Origin of the sequence: Pseudomonas sp. MOIL14HWK12:I1 (genome assembly GCF_000510705.1) — a bacterium.
GTDB classification, from domain to species: Bacteria; Pseudomonadota; Gammaproteobacteria; order Pseudomonadales; family Pseudomonadaceae; genus Chryseomonas; species Chryseomonas oryzihabitans.
This window is the reverse complement of sequence record NZ_KI783307.1, coordinates 1,430,062-1,445,196: the sequence shown is the minus strand read 5'-3', so window position 1 is coordinate 1,445,196 and position 15,135 is coordinate 1,430,062. Positions and strand designations below refer to the sequence as shown.

11 protein-coding genes are annotated in these 15,135 nt (G+C 65.1%); 6 read left to right on the top strand and 5 right to left on the bottom strand.

Annotated elements, in window-relative coordinates; genetic code table 11:
• Positions 1–149: 149 nt before the first annotated feature.
• On the top strand, positions 150–1,187 hold the full coding sequence (mgrA, locus tag PSEK12I1_RS0116675) for an L-glyceraldehyde 3-phosphate reductase (RefSeq protein WP_007161728.1): 1,038 nt from the start codon (positions 150–152) through the stop codon (positions 1,185–1,187).
• Between the two features lie 92 nt (positions 1,188–1,279).
• On the opposite strand, the gene PSEK12I1_RS0116670 is transcribed toward mgrA, so the two are convergent.
• Complete coding sequence (locus PSEK12I1_RS0116670; RefSeq protein ID WP_037007042.1) at positions 1,280–2,194, bottom strand: AraC family transcriptional regulator; 915 nt, start codon at positions 2,192–2,194, stop codon at positions 1,280–1,282.
• Between the two features lie 248 nt (positions 2,195–2,442).
• Between PSEK12I1_RS0116670 and PSEK12I1_RS0116665 the strand changes: the two genes are divergently transcribed.
• Both PSEK12I1_RS0116665 and PSEK12I1_RS0116660 read left to right on the top strand, forming a co-directional pair.
• Positions 2,443–3,750 (top strand): sugar ABC transporter substrate-binding protein, encoded by a 1,308-nt coding sequence (locus PSEK12I1_RS0116665; protein WP_027602289.1) that lies wholly within the window; start codon positions 2,443–2,445, stop codon positions 3,748–3,750.
• 60 nt (positions 3,751–3,810) lie between these two features.
• A complete protein-coding gene (locus PSEK12I1_RS0116660; protein ID WP_027602288.1) occupies positions 3,811–4,584 on the top strand; it encodes an L-iditol 2-dehydrogenase in 774 nt (257 codons plus the stop codon).
• Positions 4,585–4,595: 11 nt separating this feature from the next.
• Here the strand turns inward: PSEK12I1_RS0116660 and PSEK12I1_RS0116655 are convergent, their stop codons facing one another.
• From PSEK12I1_RS0116655 to PSEK12I1_RS0116645, 3 genes are all read right to left on the bottom strand, one after another.
• Entirely contained in the window at positions 4,596–5,189 is a 594-nt protein-coding gene (locus PSEK12I1_RS0116655; protein ID WP_027602287.1) for a DUF1349 domain-containing protein, read from the bottom strand.
• A gap of 552 nt (positions 5,190–5,741) precedes the next feature.
• On the bottom strand, positions 5,742–6,686 hold the full coding sequence (locus PSEK12I1_RS0116650; protein ID WP_027602286.1) for a DNA replication terminus site-binding protein: 945 nt from the start codon (positions 6,684–6,686) through the stop codon (positions 5,742–5,744).
• Between the two features lie 94 nt (positions 6,687–6,780).
• Positions 6,781–8,358, bottom strand: coding sequence for an alkaline phosphatase (locus tag PSEK12I1_RS0116645; protein ID WP_027602285.1), 1,578 nt, complete (start codon positions 8,356–8,358; stop codon positions 6,781–6,783).
• Positions 8,359–8,562: 204 nt separating this feature from the next.
• Here PSEK12I1_RS0116645 and aroA point away from each other — a divergent pair, with 204 nt between their 5' ends.
• Both aroA and PSEK12I1_RS0116635 read left to right on the top strand, forming a co-directional pair.
• On the top strand, positions 8,563–9,831 hold the full coding sequence (aroA, locus tag PSEK12I1_RS0116640; protein WP_027602284.1) for a 3-phosphoshikimate 1-carboxyvinyltransferase: 1,269 nt from the start codon (positions 8,563–8,565) through the stop codon (positions 9,829–9,831).
• A gap of 42 nt (positions 9,832–9,873) precedes the next feature.
• Positions 9,874–12,945: a hybrid sensor histidine kinase/response regulator gene (locus PSEK12I1_RS0116635; RefSeq protein WP_027602283.1), complete on the top strand. Its 3,072-nt coding sequence runs from the start codon at positions 9,874–9,876 to the stop codon at positions 12,943–12,945.
• Here the strand turns inward: PSEK12I1_RS0116635 and PSEK12I1_RS0116630 are convergent.
• Positions 12,905–13,789, bottom strand: coding sequence for a helix-turn-helix domain-containing protein (locus PSEK12I1_RS0116630; protein WP_037007124.1), 885 nt, complete (start codon positions 13,787–13,789; stop codon positions 12,905–12,907). The two genes, PSEK12I1_RS0116635 and PSEK12I1_RS0116630, sit on opposite strands and share 41 nt — an antisense overlap.
• Before the next feature lie 146 nt (positions 13,790–13,935).
• On the opposite strand from PSEK12I1_RS0116630, the gene pobA reads away from it, so the two are divergent.
• Complete coding sequence (pobA, locus tag PSEK12I1_RS0116625) at positions 13,936–15,120, top strand: 4-hydroxybenzoate 3-monooxygenase (RefSeq protein ID WP_027602281.1); 1,185 nt, start codon at positions 13,936–13,938, stop codon at positions 15,118–15,120.
• Positions 15,121–15,135: the final 15 nt, after the last annotated feature.

Below are 15,135 nucleotides of genomic sequence, written 5' to 3'. Positions count from 1 at the left end.
CAGCGGCCGTTTGTACAAGCTGGCGCCGACAGCTTTAATCGGATGGCGTCCGTTCCCGGAGCTCTTTCCCGATGGTCGCGCCTCCGCCTGTGTCACCACGCGCGAATGTCCTGGGTTTCCAACAAGTATTCCATCCCGAGGAGTTTTGAATGGCTTATCAAGCCGCTTCCGATCGCTACGACCGTATTCCTTACCGCCGCGTGGGTCGCAGCGGGCTCGTGCTGCCGGCGCTGTCGCTGGGCCTCTGGCACAACTTCGGCGATACCACGCCACTGGATCGTCAGCGCGCCTTGCTGCGCACCGCCTTCGATCTGGGCATCAATCATTTCGACCTGGCCAACAATTACGGGCCGCCCTATGGCAGCGCCGAGATCAATTTCGGTCGGCTGCTGCGCGAAGATTTCGCCGCCTACCGCGATGAACTCATCATCTCCAGCAAGGCCGGCTGGGACATGTGGCCCGGGCCCTATGGCCAAGGTGGCGGCTCACGCAAATACGTGCTGGCCAGCCTCGACCAGAGCCTCAAGCGCCTGGGCCTGGATTACGTCGACATCTTCTATTCGCACCGTTTCGACGAACACACGCCACTGGAGGAAACCGCCAGCGCCCTGGCCACCGCGGTCCAGCAAGGCAAGGCGCTCTATATCGGCATCAGTTCCTATTCGGGGACCAAGACCCGGGAAATGGCCAAGCTGTTGGCCGACTGGAAGATCCCGCTGCTGATCCACCAGCCGGCCTACAACCTGCTCAATCGCTGGATCGAAAAGGATCTGCTGGATGCGACCGAGGAAATCGGCAGCGGCGTGATCGCCTTTACGCCACTGGCCCAGGGCTTGCTGACCGACAAGTACCTCAATGGCGTTCCGGCCGAAGCCCGGGTCAATCAGCCCGGTGGCCAGTCGCTGCAGCAAGGCCATCTGTCTGCCGAGAACCTGGCCCGGGTCCGCGCCCTGGATGCCATCGCCAAGCGCCGCGGCCAGAGTCTGGCGCAGCTGGCCCTGGCCTGGACCCTGCGCGATCCGCGCATCACCAGCGCCCTGATCGGCGCCAGTCGGCCCGAACAGATCGTGGAAAACGTCGCGGCCCTAGACAACCTGAGCTTTACCGCCGAGGAACTGGCCGAGATCGACACCCATGCGGTCGAAGGCGACATCAACCTCTGGGCCAAGCCGTCCAGCGCGGAATAAGGCTGTGTTCGGCGTATCTGGCGCTCCGGGGCCAGGTACGCCTACCTCTATGAGCGCCTACCGGCCCAGGGCATGACCACCCTCGCCCGCCCTCACCCATGCGGCTGCTGACGCCGGGTTCCGATCTGCTCCTGGCGATACTGACTGGGCGTCCGTCCGGTCTCGTTGCGGAAATGCCGGTTGAAATTGGACAGGTTGGAATAGCCCACCTCGAAACAGATGGCGGCGATGGACAGCTCCGCCTGCAGCAGCAGCCGACAGGCTCGCTGGATGCGCAGCTTGCGCGCCAGTTCGATGAAGCCGTGGCCAGTGACCTTCTTGAAAAAGCGTGAAAACCCCGCCTCACTCATGCCGACTCGCCTGGCGATCACCGGCAGCCGGATATCCTCGGTGAGTTCGCTCAGCAGATAGTCGAAGGCCTGATGCACCCGTGCGGAACTGCGGGCATCCAGCGCCGGCGCATAACAGGCACTGGCCAGGACGAGCCTCTCGCTTCCCGGCGCCCGGGACAGTAAGCCCAGCAAGGCGAACAGCCTGAGTAGCCGCTCGGCGCCCTGGGCCTGGCCGATCGCCTCGATCAAGGCAGCCGCTTCGCGGGCCGTGTCGCCGCTGAACTCCAGGCCGCGTCGGGCCTGTTCCAGCAACGGCAGATAATCGCCCAGTTCCGGCGCCACGGCGCTCAGCGAGCGCAACAGTTCGCCGTTGAACTGGATGACCACGTCACGGCCAGCGAGCACCTCGCCGGGTGGTAGATCACCGATCCAGTCGTGCGGTAGATCCGGCCCGATCATGGCCACATGACCTGCGGCAAAGGGCCCGACATAGTCGCCGGCCAGCAGCCGGCCGCTGCCTTGGCGGATCAGGTGGATCTCGTATTCCGGATGATGATTCCAGCGCGCCAAGGCGTAGGGATAGTCGTGCTCGTACCAGCGAAAGCTCTGGTCGGGCGCGGCAAGGATCACTTCCAGCTCTGCCGGCCGCGCCTCGAGGAAGGCGGTCGCCTTCATGATGCACCTCTGCTCGTTCTTGTAGGCCCGCACCGGCCGGCCTGGCTATCGATGCTTTTTTGACATCGGTGCGCTCGGCGATCTAGGTCAAAAATGTATCGATAATCGGTCAGTGCCAGGTTAGCCAGCGGCTTGGCCCTGCTGTTGTAATCCTCTCCAGCTGCGCTGTCGAGATCAGATTTATATCGGCGGCCAGTCATTCATAACAACAACAAGCTGCCCATCGTGGCAGTCACGGAGAGAAGAAGATGAAGCGCCCTATCGCCTTGCTGCTGTTGGCCGGTCTCGGGTTGACCGGTATTGCCCAGGCCGTCGAATCGGTCACCGTTGCCACCGTCAACAACAGTGACATGGTGCGCATGCAGCGGCTGTCTCAGGTGTTCGAACAACAGCACCCCGACATCAAGCTCAACTGGGTGGTGCTCGAAGAAAACGTGCTGCGGCAGCGGCTGACCACCGACATCACTACCGGTGGTGGCCAATTCGATGTCCTGACCATCGGCACCTACGAAACCCCGCTCTGGGGGGCCAAGAACTGGCTGGAGCCGCTCGACAACCTGCCTGCCAGCTATGACGTCGAAGACATCTTCCCGGCAGTCCGCCAGGGGCTGTCGGTCAACAACCATCTCTATGCCCTGCCGTTCTATGGCGAAAGCACCGTCACCTACTACCGCAAGGACCTGTTCAAGGCCGCCGGCCTGCAGATGCCCGACAAGCCGACCTGGTCGCAACTCGCCGCGTTCGCCAGCAAGCTCAACCAGCCGGACAAGGAGCAATACGGCCTCTGCCTGAGGGGCAAGGCCGGCTGGGGGGAAAACGTCGCGCTGCTCAGTCTGATGGGCAACGCCTTCGGCGCGCGCTGGTTCGACGAGCAGTGGCACCCCGAATTGACCAGTCCCGAGTGGACGGCAGCGGCCAACTTCTATGTCGACAACATGAAGAAGTACGGCCCGCCCGGGGCTTCCAGCAACGGTTTCAACGAGAACCTGGCCCTGTTCAACAGCGGCAAGTGCGCGCTCTGGGTGGATGCCAGCGTCGCCGGTTCCTTCACCACCGACAAGAGCCAGAGCAAGGTGGCGGACGAGGTCGGCTTCGCCGCCTCGCCCCATGAGGTCACCGACAAGGGCTCGTCCTGGCTGTATGCCTGGTCACTGGCGATCCCGGCGAGCGCCAAGCACAAGGAGGCGGCCAAGACCTTCATCACCTGGGCGACGTCCAAGGAATACATCCAGCTGGTGGCCGAGCAGGATGGCATCTCCAACGTCCCGCCGGGCACTCGCCAGTCCACCTACAGCCAGGCCTACCTGAGCGCTGCGCCCTTCGCCAAGATCACCCTGGAGATGATGCAGCACGCCGACCCGGCCCATCCCTCGGCCAAGCCGGTGCCCTATGTCGGCATCCAGTACGTGACCATTCCCGAATTCCAGGCCATCGGCACCTCGGTCGGCAAGCTGTTCTCGGCTGCCCTCACCGGCCAGATGAGCGTCGAACAGGCCCTCAGCGCGGCCCAGACCTCGACGACCCGCGAGATGAAACGCGCGGGCTATCTCAAGTAATCCCTTTCTACCCCAAGAAGCCGACCGCGCGGTCGGCTTCTCTCGATTGGAGCCAAGACCATGAACAGACTGGAAGGAAAAAGCACCCTGATCACCGGTGCCGCGCGCGGGATCGGCAAGGCCTTCGCCCAGGCCTACCTCAGGGAAGGCGCGACGGTGGCCATCGCCGACATCAACATCGAAAGAGCCCGCGAAACGGCCGAGGAACTGGGCGAGCGTGCCTACGCCCTGGCCATGGACGTCACTGACCAGGCCTCCATCGACACGGCCATCGCCCAGGTGGTCGCTACCGCCGGCAAGCTCGACATCCTGGTCAACAATGCCGCCCTGTTCGACTTGGCACCCATCGTCGAGATCTCGCGGGCAAGCTATGACCGGCTGTTCGCCATCAACGTGGCCGGCCCCCTTTTCACCCTGCAGGCCGCTGCCCGGCAGATGATCGCCCAGGGGCATGGCGGCAAGATCATCAACATGGCCAGTCAGGCCGGTCGCCGCGGCGAAGCCCTGGTGGCCGTCTATTGCGCGACCAAAGCGGCGGTGATCAGCCTGACCCAGTCGGCCGGCCTCGGCCTCATCAAGCACCGCATCAACGTCAATGCCATCGCCCCGGGCGTGGTCGATGGCGAGCATTGGGAAGGTGTGGACGCCCTCTTCGCCCATTACGAGCAACGACCGCTGGGCGAGAAGAAGCGCCTGGTCGGCGAAGCCGTGCCCTACGGCCGGATGGGAACCGCCGAGGACCTGGTCGGCATGGCGCTGTTCCTGGCGTCCAGTGACAGCGACTTCGTGGTGGCCCAGACCTACAACGTCGACGGCGGCAACTGGATGAGCTGATCGCCGCGCGGTCAGCTCAGGTCGTGCAGTTCCTTGACGATCGCCGGCCCGATCTGCAGGTCGGCAAAGCTGACCTCCAGGCCCTCGCGCTGCGGCGAACAGCAATAGGGCCCGACCTGCAGCGCCGCGCCCTCTTCGCTCGCGAAGCGGCACAGCCGCAACAGCGGCCAGGTCTGGCCATCCAGGGAATACTGGAGGCGCAGCACCTCGGCGTGCAGCGTCATGCGCAGCCAGAATCCCCTGACCGCATCAGGCATCGGCCCGAGGGCCCAGTCGGAATGCCCCAGGGTGAGGACGCTGCCCAGATGGGCGATGCCATCGTTGATCTCGAGCCCGGTCTTGCACCAGCGCTCGCTGCCCTGCCGCACCATCAGGCCGGCCTGGTCGTACAGCTCGGTAAAGGTCCCGGTGATCCGCACCTGCACGGTGAAGTCCGCGCCGGCCGCATAACCCCGGAAATGTCCGCTGTCACGTTCGAAGCCGTATTGGGTCTTCTGCCAGAAGTCGGTCTCGCGATCGGTGCTGATATGCAGCAGGCCGTCCGTATCGGACCAGCGCGTCGGCTCGTTCAGCCAATGGGCAGGCAGGGTCTTCGCAAGGGTCATGACAGGTATCCATGGCGGATGGGCTGCGCTCACGATAGATCACGGATGCCCGATGCGCCAAAGCCAGACGGTAAATCGTACTGCGAGGACCACGAGCAGAGTGCTGAGCGCTGTGCCAGGGGCCATTACCTGCCCTCCAGCGACTTTTTTGCAGGCATGAAAAAAGGGAGCCCTGAGGCTCCCCTGTTCAAGTACGTCTGCTGTCCTCTTGTTTTTGTTGTCGGACGTCGACGTCATCGATCTTTAGTACGCCCCACCAACGACGTGGGAAGTGAACAGATTACTTTGGTTGCTCTGGAGCGTTCCAAAATGATCGGTTCGCGAGCCTTGGCCGTCTTGTTCTTGTTGTGGGCGGTTAGCGGCGCATCTTGTTGTTCTTGTGCCAGTAATAAAGCACTCGCCGTGCCAACATTCATAAGTCGTTGAAAATGCTGGGCTTCGCTGATTCGAGGCTGGCGTGCAGGCAACTGTTGCGGAGGATTTCGTTACCTTTTCACTCGGCCATGAAGGATCTGGTTACGACATCCACCCGCTCGGTAACGTCATCGGGGCTCAGCGACTGTAGGTCGAGCGCTTGAGCGTCGCTTCGTTGTTGCGCTGGGCGGCGGGCCGTTCCGGGTTGTCGGTGGGCAGATACAGCAACCGCGTGGCCAGCACCTCGCGACGCGGCTTGATGTCGGGTCGCAGTGCCCCGCGCTGAGTCCGGTCGAAATCGCGCAGATCGACGACCTGCATGCCGTCCTGAGCCGGTACCACGAACACCGGCAGGTTCGCGTGGATCATGGCGTCATAGCGACTCTCCTCGCCGAACCAGAGCATCGCCCGCGGATGCGGCGCGATCTTCTTGTGGCGGACCAGGATGTCATCGTCCGCCATGCGATTGAGCGCCTGGTGTTCCTGCCATTCCGGGGTGCGATCCAGGGCGATCCGCTCCCGGTCGGCACGGGCCATGGCCAGGGTCTTGAGTTGCTCGCGCACCTTGGCCACCTTGACCCGCTCTCCTCCCGCGGTGTGCCCGGCCCAGGTAAAGGTCAGCTGCCGGACCGGATCGGGAAAGCCATGCACCTTGCGGGTCAGCTGCTTGGTATTGAAGGCGCCACCCAGGGCCTTGCGCATGATGCGGGGCCGCGCCTCCGGCGCCAGCTCCAGCTCCAGGCGTGTCTGCTCGATCGCCGCGCTGAAGGCGGCCTTGCAGCTATTGATGGCCAGGATCTCCTCCATCAGCGGCTCGGCCAGGGCGATATAACCGGGCAGTCGGCTGACCGTACCCGGTGCCTGGCCGGGTTGCAGATGGAAGGCCAGTAAGGCATCACGGGTGAGTTCCACCGCGGCGCTACCCTCGAAGGACTCCGCCGCGATGTGGTCAGGCACCCGCTGCTGGGCCAGCAGCGGCAGCCGCCAGACCCGGGCAGCTATCACCTTCCCGGGCCAGCGTTCATTGAAGATGGCGATGCTCCGCTTGAGGTCTTCGAACGCGCTCTTGATGTCTTCGTGCATGGCCAACTCCAACCTGATATCCACCAGATTGTAGCATTTACAAGAACTTGGGCCTCTTCTTGATAGCTGTGCAGAGGGTTATCATTAAATGTACCTATACTATAGGGGTGGTATTGCTATTTAGGGGCTGCAGCTTCTGGGTAAATTGCGGACGGCCGTCCTGATCCCTGAGGGTGACTTGCAATTCGGCGGTCTTGCCGTCGATCTCCACCTCCCCGAAGAATTGAAAGTTGCTCAGCGGTGAGGTGTTGGCCTGGGGCGGCGCCTTCTGGAACACCACCTCGGGCCCGAAGGTGGCATCCAGCGGGTTGGGACCGAAGCTGCCGGCGTTCAGCGGCCCCGCCACGAATTCCCAGAAGGGTTCGAAATCCTGGAAGGCCGCCCTGTCCGGGTGATAGTGGTGCGCGGCGCAGTAATGCACGTCCGCGGTAAGCCAGACGGTATTGCGGATCCCCTGCCGGGCAATGAAGCGCAGCAGGTCGGCCGTTTCCAGCTCGCGCCCCTTGGGGGCTCCGGGATCGCCATTGGCGATCGCCTCCCAGCGCGCCTGGCCCTGTGCGTCCTTGCCATCCGGGACCTGCAGCCCGATGGGCATATCGGCCGCGATCACCTTCCAGGTCGCCTTGGACGCCTGCAGCTCCTTTTTCAGCCAGTCGAGTTGCTCCTGACCCATAAAGGCGCCCTGGCCGCCCTCCTCGCTACCCAGATTGCTGTCATTGCCGGCGCGATAGCTGCGCATGTCCAGCACGAAGACATCCAGCAGGGGGCCATAGGCGATCCGTCGATAGATGCGCCCTGCCCCGTCGGCCGAGACGCCCCGCATGGGCGCGTATTCCAGGAAGGCCTGGCGGGCCCGACCGCTCAGGACATTGATGTCCTTGACCCGGTAGCGATCGTCCAGCGTCTTGCTCGGCGACCAGTTGTTGGTGGTCTCGTGGTCGTCCCACTGCCACACCTGGGGCACCTCGGCGTTGAATCTCTTCAGGTGGGCGTCCATCAGGTTGTAACGATAGTTGCCGCGGAATTCGTCCAGGGTTTCCGCCACCTTGCTCTTGGCCTCGGTGGTGAGGTTGCGCCAGATGCGTCCCTCTTCCACCGTCAGCTGGGCCGGGACCGGGCCGTCGGCATAGATGGTGTCACCGCTGTGCAGGAAGAAGTCCGGCCGCCGCTCGCGCATGGCGTTGTAGATGCGCATGCCGCCGATGTCGGGGTTGATGCCAAAGCCCTGCCCTACGGTGTCGCCGCCCCAGACGAAGCGGATATCGCCGCGCTGACTGGGCGCCGAGCGCAGGTGGCCGATGACGGGCTCGCTGAGCGCGCCGCTGTCTACGTCTTCGAAGCGCACGCGGTAGAAAATGTGCTGATCGGCCGGCAGCCCGGACAGGTCGATGCGGGCCGTGTAGTCCTGGGCCGCCGTGGTGACGGGGCCTGCCGCCTTGCGCAAGGAGCGAAAGCTCTCCTGGGTATCCCACTCCACCAGCAGCCGCGCCGGACGATCCGTCCGACTCCAGATCAGCGCCTGCCCGCCGGTGACATCCCCCGCCTGGACCCCATCGGGTATTCCCGGGCGCCCTGCTGGTGCGGCCCAGGTTCGCTGGCCCAGTGCGGGCAACAGCAGCGTGGCACCCAGGCCTTGCAGAACGCGACGACGATCGGGACGGATAAGGGACATGGCAACGGCCTCTGGCGGAAAAAGGCTAGCACTACCCCGCCTTGATGACCTGTTCGTGACAATAGGGGTATTAGGTGAAAGCCACGGTCCCTATAGGGGTGGTATTAAAGTACGGGTGCTTTGGCCTGGGCGGTCTGAAATGGCATCATGGCGCCCCCATTACGATCCGCCGTTGTGGCCGTCGCGAAGTTGCTTGGAGCCCCCATGTCCGCCAGACCCTACATCACCGTCACCCCGCCCAACGTCGCGCTGCATGGACGGGTCGCCCCACCCGGTTCCAAGTCCATCACCAACCGCGCCCTGCTGCTGGCAGCGCTGGCCAAGGGCACCAGCCGCCTGACCGGCGCTCTCAAGAGCGATGACACCCGGCACATGTCCGAGGCGCTGCGGCAGATGGGTGTCACCGTCGACGAACCCGACGCCACCACCTTCGTGGTGACCAGCTCCGGGCGCCTGCAGCAACCGGAAGCACCGCTGTTTCTCGGCAATGCCGGCACGGCGGTGCGCTTCCTGACCGCGGCGGTGGCCACCGTTGACGGCGCCGTCACCCTGACCGGTGACGCCTATATGCAGAAGCGGCCGATCGGTCCCCTGCTGGAGACCCTGAGCGCCAATGGCATCCAGGTGGAGGCGCCGAGCGGCTGCCCGCCGGTGACCGTTACCGGCCAGGGCCGTCTCACCGCGCGCCGCTTCGAGGTGGATGCCGGCCTGTCCAGCCAGTATGTCTCCGCCCTGCTGATGCTGGCCGCGCTCGGCAGCGAACCGGTGGACGTCGCCCTGCGCGGCAGCGACATCGGTGCCCGCGGCTATGTCGACCTGACCGTCGAGGCGATGCGCGCCTTCGGCGCCCAGGTCGAGCAGCTGGACGCCGCCACCTGGCGGGTCGCCCCGACCGGCTACGTCGCACGGGATTACTTCATCGAGCCGGACGCCTCCGCCGCCACCTATCTCTGGGCGGCCCAGGCCCTCACCGGCGGGACCATCGACCTGGGGGTGGCCGACGACGCCTTCACCCAGCCCGATGCCAAGGCCCACGACCACATCGCCGCCTTCCCTCGACTGCCGGCGGTCATCGACGGCTCGCAGATGCAGGATGCCATTCCTACCCTGGCGGTCCTGGCAGCCTTCAACGAAACCCCCGTGCGCTTCGTGGGCCTGGCCAATTTGCGCGTGAAGGAATGCGACCGGGTGGCGGCGTTGCACGACGGCCTCAACGCCATTCGCGCCGGTCTCGCCAGCGTCGAGGGTGACGACCTGCTGGTGGCGGCCGACCCTGCCCTGGCCGGTACCCGGACCGATGCCGTGATCGAGACCCACGCCGACCACCGGATCGCCATGTGCTTCGCCCTGGCCGGCCTGAAGGTGGCAGGCATCCGCATTCTGGACCCCGAATGCGTCGGCAAGACCTATCCTGAGTACTGGAATGCCCTGCGCAGTTTGAACGTCCAGCTGAGCGAGGGTATCGAAGCCTAGGTAACGCCCGTCACACGCCCGCTCGCTGAATGGAATCCCCGCATGTCGACCTCTCTGCTCGAACAGCAGGCGCTTTTGCAGTTGACCTCCCACGCTCTGGTCATCACCGACCGCGACGGGCGCATCGAGCGTTGGAACCGCGGGGCAGAACTGCTATGTGGCTGGCCGGCCAGCGAAGCCCGGGGCCAGCGCTTCGCTGATCTGCTGACGTCGGGTCGGGACGCCGCCTTCCTGACCACCGCCCTGCATCAGGCGCTGGTCGACGAGCACGGCCAGGGCGCCGGCTGGATCACGGTGCAGGGCGGTACGCCACGCTGGGTGGAGATCGCCACTACCGCTCTGAAGGACGCCGAGGACCCGCTCGGCTTCGTGCATGTGCTGCAGGACGGGACCGATCAGCTGATAGCCGAGGAGCGGGTGCGACTGGCCCAGGAGGTCGGGCGCGTCGGTACCTTCGAGCTGTTACCCGGCGAGGCCCGACTGCTGGTGTCCTCGGGGTTCTGCCAGCTGTGGGGCTTGCCGGTCAGCCGCAGCTATCCCCTGGAAGAGCTGATCCGGCAGCTGCATCCCGACGACGTCTCCAGCCTGCGAACCCTGACCGCGGCGCCGGACGACGACGCCCTCGACTATCTCGAATACCGCATTCGCCGTGCCGACACCGGCGAGGAGCGCTGGCTCGGTCGGCGCGGCCAGTTGATGACCAGCCAGGGCGGCGGCCGCTATCTGGGCGTGTGCTACGACATCACCGAGCGCAAGCTCAACGAAGCCGCCATCACCGAACGCGATCTCTGGCTGCAGGAGCTGTACCACGGCATGCGCGAGGGCTTCTACATGGCCCAGGCGATCCGCGATGCCGCTGGCCGGATGGAGGATTTCCGTTTCCTGGAGGTCAATCCGGTCTTCGCCACCCTCACCGGCATCCCCCTGGATCAGGTCCTGGGGCGGACGCTGCGCGAATCCCTGCCGCAGCTGGAAGCCGACCTGCTGCCCGCCTATGTCGACTTCATGAACGGCGATGCCGAATTCACCCAGTTCGACATCCTGCTGCACCTGCAGCATGAACACTGGTACGAGGTGCGCGCCCACAAGCTGCCGGGCGATCGTTTCGCGGTGCTGTTCATCGACATCAGCAATCATCGCCGTCAGGCTCAGGAGCTGGCCCGCAACGAGGCGCAGCTGCGCGCCATCATCAACTCCATCGACCAGATGGTCTGGGCCACCCGCCCCGATGGCCACCACTTCTATTTCAACAACCGCTGGTACGAATTCACCGGAGTGCCGGAAGGCTCCACGGAGGGCGAAGGCTGGGCCAACGTCTTCCACCCGGACGACCAGGAGCGCACCTGGAAGGTCTGGCACCACAGCCTCAGCACCGGCGAGCCCTACCACATCGAATACCGCCTGCGGCATCGCTCCGGGCGCTACCGCTGGGTGCTCGGCCGGGCGCAACCGGTGCGTGACGCCAAGGGCCGCATCGAGCAATGGTTCGGCACCTGCACCGATATCCAGAGCATCGTCGATGCGCGGGAGGTCCTCACCCGTTCGCGCCAGGAGCTGGAGCAACAGATCGAACTGCGCACCCGCGAGCGTGACCGGATGTGGCGCATCAGCCATGACCTCATGGTGATCTGCCGCGCCGATGGCGAGGTGAAGACGGTTAACAGCGCCGCTACCCGCCTGCTGGGACGGCGTGAGACCGATCTGGCCAGCATCCAGCTCACTGAACTCATCCATCCCGACGATCAGCGCCAGGTCTTCGATACCCTGCGCAGCCTGGGCCGCCAGCAGGGCTCGGCCACTCTCAGGGCGCGGTTGCGTGGCCGCGATGGCAGCTATCGCATCCTCGACTGGACCGCCAGCGCCGAAGACGAGCTGATCTACGCCGTGGGGCGCGACGTCACCGAGCAGCAGGAGCTGCAGGAGCAGTTGCGCCAGGCGCAGAAGATGGAAGCTGTGGGTCAGCTCACCGGTGGCATCGCCCACGACTTCAACAATCTGCTGACCGGCATCATGGGCAGTCTCGACATGCTGCAGCGGCACCAGAAGGCCGGTCGCCAGGACAAATTCGACCAGTATCTGCACTCGGCGCTGACCTCCGCCCAGCGCGCGGCCGCCCTCACCCAGCGGTTGCTGGCCTTTTCCCGGCGCCAGGCGCTGGATCTGCAGCCCATTCACGTCAACGACTGCGTGCGCTCCATGGAGGAGCTGCTGCTACGCAGTCTGCGCGGCGATATCGTCCTGCAGCTCGATCTGGACGCCGGACTGTGGCAGGCGCTCACCGATGCCCACCAATTGGAAAGCGCCCTGCTCAACCTGGTCATCAATGCCCGCGATGCCCTGCCCCATGGCGGCACCGTCCGCATCGAGACGCGCAATGTCTATCTCAGCGACAGTGGCAATGGCCTGGACGCCGTGAGCGCCGGTGACTATGTGGCGCTGCTGGTGACGGACAACGGCACCGGGATGCCACCCGAGGTCATGGCACGCGCCTTCGACCCCTTCTTCACCACCAAGCCCATCGGCCAGGGCACCGGCCTGGGGCTGTCGATGATCTACGGCTACGCCAAGCAGTCCAAGGGGCATGTCCGGCTCGACTCCCTGCCCGGCCAGGGCACGACCGTGGGCCTCTACCTGCCCCGCTACCTGGGCGCCGATGTGGAACCGCCGCGGCTGGCCTCCCCTACGGTCACCGCTCATAGCGCCGGCAAGACCGTGCTGGTGGTGGAAGACGAACCCGTGGTCCGGCAGATGGTGGTGGATCTGCTGCGCGAACTGGGCTACGCGACCCTGCAGGCCGAAGACGCGCGCGGCGCCCTGCCGTTGCTGGAAAGCGGCCGTCTCATCGACCTGCTGCTGTCCGATGTCGGCCTGCCGGGCATGAACGGTCGCCAGCTGGCCGAGATCGCGCGGCAGCGCCGGCCCGGCCTCAAGGTACTGTTCGCCACCGGCTATGCCGAGGGGGCCCACTTGGAAGGCTATCTCGATCCCGGCATGACCCTGATCACCAAGCCCTTCAATCTCGACGCCCTGGCCACGCGTGTCGGCGAAACCCTGGCAGCCGATCCCCTGCCCCTCAGCTCGGCGGCTGTTGGCCCGCAAGACGGCGATAACTGAGCGGACTCTGGCCGGTGCCGCGGCGGAAAAAGCGGGCGAAGTAGGCCGGATCGGCAAAGCCCAGGGCATCGGCGATCTCGCCCACCGATGCCTGGGTGTAGGTCAGGGTGCGGCGCGCCTCCAGCAGCAGGCGCTGGTGCACGATGGCCAGCGCCGAGGCACCGGCCATCTGCCGGCAGAGGCCGTTCAGGTGTACTCCCGAGATCCCGAGCGCCGCCGCGTAGCTCCCCAGGCTCCAGTGCTCGCGATAGTGCTGCTCCACCAGCGCCAGAAAGCGTCCCAGGTGCTGTTCGGCGCGTCGTGGCAGGGTCGCGCCCTGTTCGGGCCGATGCTGCCGCAACAGCCAGATCGCCAGGCTGTCGAGCAGGGCTTCGAGCATGACCTCGCGACCGGGCTTGTGGCCCTCGTATTCGGCGACGAGCTGACCGATCAACTGGTCGATCCAGGGGGCGTCGGGTCCGCTCAGGTCCAGGCACCCGGCCGCCAGGAACAGTCCCTGCCCGGTCCTCTGGCAACGCTGCTTCAGGCGCTCCACCTGAGGTACCGGCAGAGTGACCACGAAGCCTTCCACGGAAGGCTCGAATTCGAAGGCATGCACGCACAACACCGGCAGCACCACCAGCAGCGGCCCGGTCCTTTCGCCCTGCCAGTCTTCCAGCTGCAGGCGCACCCCGCCCTGGCGCACATAGAGCAGCTGCGCGAGATCCGCATGACGATGGGTTTCGATATGCCAGGCATGCAGCCGACTGCGACTCTCGATGGTTTCGCAGTGCAGCAGGTCCGGCGCTGGCCAGGCCTGGGCCTCGCCATACAGCTTGAAGATGGGTGGCAAGGCAGTGGTCATCGTCAGTCCCTGGGCGATAGCCGCACGAATCATTGAAAAGTACCAGAAAGTATCGCAAAGGTCGCTGTCGATACCGGCGAAAACCGTCCAAAAATACCGGAGCCCCATAATAAACGGCGATCACGCCAGACAAGAGGACAGACTCCATGCGCACCCAAGTCGTCATCATCGGCGCGGGCCCTTCCGGACTGCTGCTGGGCCAGCTGCTCACCCGCTCGGGTATCGACAACGTCATCGTCGAGCGCCAGAGCGCCGACCACGTACTCAGCCGCATCCGTGCCGGCGTGCTCGAACAGGGCACGGTCGATCTGCTACGCCAGGCCGGCGTCGCCGGGCGGCTGGAACAGGAAGGCCAGGTGCATGAAGGTGTGGAGTTCGCCATCCACGGCCAGCGCGAGCGACTGGACCTGAACGATCTGCTGGGCGGACGCTGCGTCACCGTCTATGGCCAGACCGAGGTGACCCGCGACCTGATGGCCGCCCGCCAGGCCAGCGGCGCCCCTACCTTTTACCAGGCCAGCGAGGTCCAGCCCCACGAACTCAAAGGCGAGCGCCCTCATGTCACCTGCCAGGTCGCCGGTGAGACGCTGCGCATCGACTGCGATTACATCGCCGGCTGCGACGGCTTCCATGGCGTTTCGCGCCGCAGCATCCCGGACGGCGTGCTCACCGAATACGAGCGGGTCTATCCCTTCGGCTGGCTGGGCTTGCTGAGCGACACCCCGCCTGCCGCCGACGAACTCATCTACGTCAATCACCCACGTGGCTTCGCGCTATGCAGCATGAGGTCCGCGACCCGCAGTCGTTACTACCTGCAGGTGGAAGCCGGGGACGCGGTGGAGAACTGGTCGGACGAGCGTTTCTGGGCGGAACTCAAGGCGCGCCTGCCGGCCGAGACGGCGGCCCAGCTGGTGACCGGTCCCTCGCTGGAAAAGAGCATCGCCCCGCTGCGCAGCTATGTGGTCGAACCCATGCAATACGGCCGGCTGTTCCTGGTCGGCGATGCCGCCCATATCGTCCCGCCCACCGGCGCCAAGGGACTCAACCTGGCCCTGGGCGACGTGCGCAATCTGCACCTGCTGCTGGAACGCGCCTATCGCAACGGCGACGCCAGCTGCCTCGAACGCTACTCGGCGCTCTGCCTGAAGCGGATCTGGGCGGCAGTGCGCTTCTCCTGGTGGATGACCACCGCCCTGCACCGTTTTCCGGATACCGATGCCTTCACCCAGCGGGTGCAGGACGCCGAACTCCAGGCGCTGCTCGATTCCAGAGCGGGTCGCACCACTCTCGCGGAAAACTACGTCGGATTGCCCTTCCCCGCCCTGGATTGATCGAGGTCGCCCGCA

Excerpts from the sequence above, each read along its gene's own strand:
- mgrA (WP_007161728.1), top strand. The coding sequence starts at position 150 with ATGGCTTATCAAGCCGCTTCCGATCGCTACGACCGTATTCCTTACCGC.
- PSEK12I1_RS0116670 (WP_037007042.1), bottom strand. The coding sequence starts at position 2,194 with ATGAAGGCGACCGCCTTCCTCGAGGCGCGGCCGGCAGAGCTGGAAGTG.
- PSEK12I1_RS0116665 (WP_027602289.1), top strand. The coding sequence starts at position 2,443 with ATGAAGCGCCCTATCGCCTTGCTGCTGTTGGCCGGTCTCGGGTTGACC.
- PSEK12I1_RS0116660 (WP_027602288.1), top strand. The coding sequence starts at position 3,811 with ATGAACAGACTGGAAGGAAAAAGCACCCTGATCACCGGTGCCGCGCGC.
- PSEK12I1_RS0116655 (WP_027602287.1), bottom strand. The coding sequence starts at position 5,189 with ATGACCCTTGCGAAGACCCTGCCTGCCCATTGGCTGAACGAGCCGACG.
- PSEK12I1_RS0116650 (WP_027602286.1), bottom strand. The coding sequence starts at position 6,686 with ATGCACGAAGACATCAAGAGCGCGTTCGAAGACCTCAAGCGGAGCATC.
- PSEK12I1_RS0116645 (WP_027602285.1), bottom strand. The coding sequence starts at position 8,358 with ATGTCCCTTATCCGTCCCGATCGTCGTCGCGTTCTGCAAGGCCTGGGT.
- aroA (WP_027602284.1), top strand. The coding sequence starts at position 8,563 with ATGTCCGCCAGACCCTACATCACCGTCACCCCGCCCAACGTCGCGCTG.
- PSEK12I1_RS0116635 (WP_027602283.1), top strand. The coding sequence starts at position 9,874 with ATGTCGACCTCTCTGCTCGAACAGCAGGCGCTTTTGCAGTTGACCTCC.
- PSEK12I1_RS0116630 (WP_037007124.1), bottom strand. The coding sequence starts at position 13,789 with ATGACCACTGCCTTGCCACCCATCTTCAAGCTGTATGGCGAGGCCCAG.
- pobA (WP_027602281.1), top strand. The coding sequence starts at position 13,936 with ATGCGCACCCAAGTCGTCATCATCGGCGCGGGCCCTTCCGGACTGCTG.